General features: G+C 48.6%; 7 protein-coding genes. All 7 read right to left on the minus strand.

Annotated elements, in window-relative coordinates:
- On the minus strand, positions 1-461 hold a 461-nt coding region (locus LUQ50_RS06380), incomplete at its 3' end, for a phage tail tape measure protein (protein ID WP_300037886.1).
- Positions 462-600: 139 nt separating this feature from the next.
- On the minus strand, positions 601-1,065 hold the full coding sequence (locus LUQ50_RS06385) for a hypothetical protein (protein WP_300037888.1): 465 nt from the start codon (positions 1,063-1,065) through the stop codon (positions 601-603).
- A complete protein-coding gene (locus LUQ50_RS06390; protein ID WP_300037891.1) occupies positions 1,062-1,844 on the minus strand; it encodes a hypothetical protein in 783 nt (260 codons plus the stop codon). The genes LUQ50_RS06385 and LUQ50_RS06390 overlap by 4 nt, the downstream gene beginning before the upstream one ends.
- Before the next feature lie 9 nt (positions 1,845-1,853).
- The gene (locus LUQ50_RS06395; RefSeq protein WP_300037894.1) at positions 1,854-2,285 is read right to left on the minus strand and encodes a hypothetical protein; all 432 of its coding nucleotides are present in this window, start codon (positions 2,283-2,285) and stop codon (positions 1,854-1,856) included.
- Complete coding sequence (locus tag LUQ50_RS06400) at positions 2,282-2,827, minus strand: hypothetical protein (protein WP_300037898.1); 546 nt, start codon at positions 2,825-2,827, stop codon at positions 2,282-2,284. The genes LUQ50_RS06395 and LUQ50_RS06400 overlap by 4 nt, the downstream gene beginning before the upstream one ends.
- Positions 2,828-3,070, minus strand: coding sequence for a hypothetical protein (locus tag LUQ50_RS06405; protein WP_300037901.1), 243 nt, complete (start codon positions 3,068-3,070; stop codon positions 2,828-2,830).
- A partial coding sequence (locus LUQ50_RS06410) for a hypothetical protein (protein WP_300037904.1) occupies positions 3,067-3,425 on the minus strand: 359 nt, incomplete at its 5' end. The genes LUQ50_RS06410 and LUQ50_RS06405, both read right to left, overlap by 4 nt.

The raw sequence follows: 3,425 nt of genomic DNA on the forward strand, positions 1-3,425 counted from the left end.
GAGTAATATGTGGTCGTCCCGTACGCTCCAAAGTCGTTGATAACTCCATCTACCGAGTCAGACAGGGAGATATTTCCTCCAACTGCAAGTTTCGTCGCTTCCGGAATTGTCTTCATCATGGTGTCAAAGTCGTAACCAACGGACACCATTTTGTACATTGAATCTGATACGTCGGTTGCAGAAATCGGGACCTGAGTCGAAAGATCAATAGCGGCTTTTTTTGCCTTGTTAAATTCTTCATCGGATAATGAACCAAGGGCTTTCACTGCAGTTGTAGATTTGTCAAACTCAAGAAATGAGTTATTGACATCATCTACCATAACTTTGGAGGCTACTCCCACTCCTGTCATGGCAACCCCTGTCGTCATGAGGTTCTTTTGCGCCGATTTGGTGCTATCTCCGGTTTTGTCATTCGCAATAATATCATATGCGAGTTGCCCTAGAGATCCTATCAGCCCCACTTATTTTCCTCCTAATCGTTCCATCTTCGAGTTATACCACGCCTTCCAGAACAACCTTATGTCAGGGGGGAGTTTTGCATACTCTCGGGGGTCAAGGACTCCGAGATATCTGAGATAATCCCCGTAATTCTGCCCATAACTACTGGCCGAGAAAGGATTGGATGTCCCTCACCCGCCCCATCTTTTTGAGCAAGATGCCTTCAAGGAAGCTCGATATTACCACTAAAGCATCAGTTACTGGCCATTTGTCTTTGTTTTCTTCAAGCCATTCTGTAGTTATGAGCGGATTGGCAGTCATAAGGGCTATCTGTTGATATGTGATATTAGAAAGTGATTCATCCCCTTTCTCAAGGGCGGCTTTCATATTTTCTAACTTGCCAAATTCTTGCATTTCTGATTCAGATAATGCAGTTCTTACCGCAATTCTGTCACCATTGCCGAGATCCACCATCTCGTAGACATCATGGACCCGGCGTTCGAGCATAGCGATTTCGTCCTGCCACTTATTGCGTTCTGCATCAACAACAGCATTAATCCGGTCAAAATTAGGCTGATGTTTTTTCAGCATCGCCTTTGCTTCATCTGGATCTATGTTTCGGCTCATGATACTGTGACGTTCAGCGTATCGGGATCTCTCATCTCAACCGGGCATTCAACATCAATGACCTTTCCTGCATCTTCCCAGGCAATCCCGCCTTCAGAGAACCAGCAATCAGGCTGGGTTATCATGATGTTCGTCTCACCTTTCGGGATCGATCCAACTAGATCAAAGATTTTTGGATCTCCCACAGTATACGTCGCAGACCCGGCGATAGAGGCCACGGTAAACGTCCCGAGATCATCGGCTGAATCTATCCCACGGATGGTGTGACCATACACTTTCTTGAAGAGTCTCGTGGTAGTCCAGGTTGCACCAATAGAGGCTGGAGCGGGGACTGTAATGATCTCGGAAATTGCATTTCCATCGGCATCTTCACCGATCACAGTAATGGTCCCCCCGGTGGTGATTGCTTTGGTTGCCAGGGTATACCTGACCCTTGATAGAGATGCAATGGTATCATCAGTCATATCCTCGTAGTTATCAGTTCCGTCGAGGACGTGAGATGCCGAAAGCAGGGTCTCTGCCGTTCCAGCGATCGGAGTATCGGTTAGTGAGTACCCAAGCACCTTGGCCGCATCTGCATATACGAGGGCCTTTTTGATCTTTGTTGTTACCGTAAGTTTTCCCGGGATGTTTATGTCGGAGTGCTTCCCTCCCCGTGAATGGCTCACAGTTGCCCGTTTCCACTTGACATCATACTGCACATCAGCAAGTGCAACCCCATCAAGGGTAATTATGCCGGATACCCCGGTATATTCTCCAAAATCTCCAACGGTTGTCATGTTTTCTCCTTAAGTGTCTGTAACTACGTAACCGAACAAATACCGGATGGCAATGTGTATGCCCCCTATGTCAGTATCGTTCTGTGTCGATCTGCTGTTTCTCGTCCACCCATACGTCCCAGCAACAGCATCCGGAGCGAACAGGATTTCGTCTATCTTTTCTGCTATCATGTCAGCATCTTCACCCGTGCAGGGAGAGTCTTCCTTGTCAGTGTTGATCCAGATATCAACCTGAAGGGTCGGGGAGCTATCACGGTTACGGAACGAATTGTAACCTGCCCTGAGTTTGCTGCTCTCGTTGTTTTCAAGGAGAGTTATGCTCGGGATGTGAGCAGGAGTGACCCCATATGCCCGGTACACATAGGGACCCCCGAGAAGAGCCTGCAGGTCTGCATTATCCCGGAGCGTGCCGAGCACTGCAGAAAAAACGGTTGGATTCATCCTAACCTCGCACAATATGCAGCCAGGGCTTTTAGGTATTCATCCTCTATGAGGGGCATGTACTTATCCTGCGTGGATTCGACTGCATCCAGGAGGAAAGGCTTAGCTTCTGTCCCCTCTTCTGCGATCTTCTTCCAGACCTGGAACCAGTTGAAATTTTTTCCACCTCTGCTCTTTCTCTCGGCCCACTTCTTGATCGCTTCCATTGGTGCTTTATGTGGCCGGGTTCCCTCGTGAACGTAAAAGGCATACGTATCGAGATCGACCCCTTCTGAGTTCTTGACGTCCGCCTCAACCCCTACTTTGGCGACAAACTCATCAACGGAAGTGACATCGACAGAATACCCAATGTGCCCCCGAAGAAGTCCGGTATCGAAAGGAGCATGAGCATAGGGACTACTTCCGGGAGTCAGGTTCTTCTTTGCCTGTGTTTCGGCAATTGCGGCAGCCTTGATGAGACCTTTCTTTATTCCATCTTCACAACCTTTTTGGATCCCGGCAATCCGTTGAGCCATCTGTTCCGGGGTGCAAATAGTAGCCATTTACGCACCCCCCCGAAAGTATGACACCAGGATCGAAACAACAACTCCCCCGGTAGAAATGATCCCTGCGACAATTCCGGCAAACTTCAGTGTCCCTTGTCGCTGATCCTCACAGGATTCGAGTGAATTAATCCGGGTTTCGAGGTTTGCCATCACCTGATCGCCCTGTTTCAACCGCTCAATCATAGTCCCGGTACGTTCATCCAGCCGGATGAGTAGTTCGTCACGGGCTGCTTCATTCATGGCATCACCTTCAGAACGAATGCATAGTGATCAATCCCGGAAATGCCCTTGACAACATACGGAGTCAGGATCTGAAACGTGCCATAGAATCCGGTTGAGGTTGAAACAATGCGGTAGTTCTCTGCCCACTCTGCTTGAGTTCCTACAAGAGTGATAGAGTCAGGGAGAGCGATCTTCACCGGAAGGTCAAGAAGTTGACCGGTTTCATGGATGATCAGCCCTTTCTTGTCGCTCCCGGAATAGCCGAATCGGCATGGCACTGAAGTCTGGTCATCTGCCCAATAGTACTCAGACTCTCCGCTCTGGTTTTCATAATCAGATTGAACTGATAACGTCCCGGAAAATGTCAGAGTGC

Origin of the sequence: Methanospirillum sp. (assembly GCF_028679455.1) — an archaeon.
GTDB lineage: Archaea > Halobacteriota > Methanomicrobia > Methanomicrobiales > Methanospirillaceae > Methanospirillum.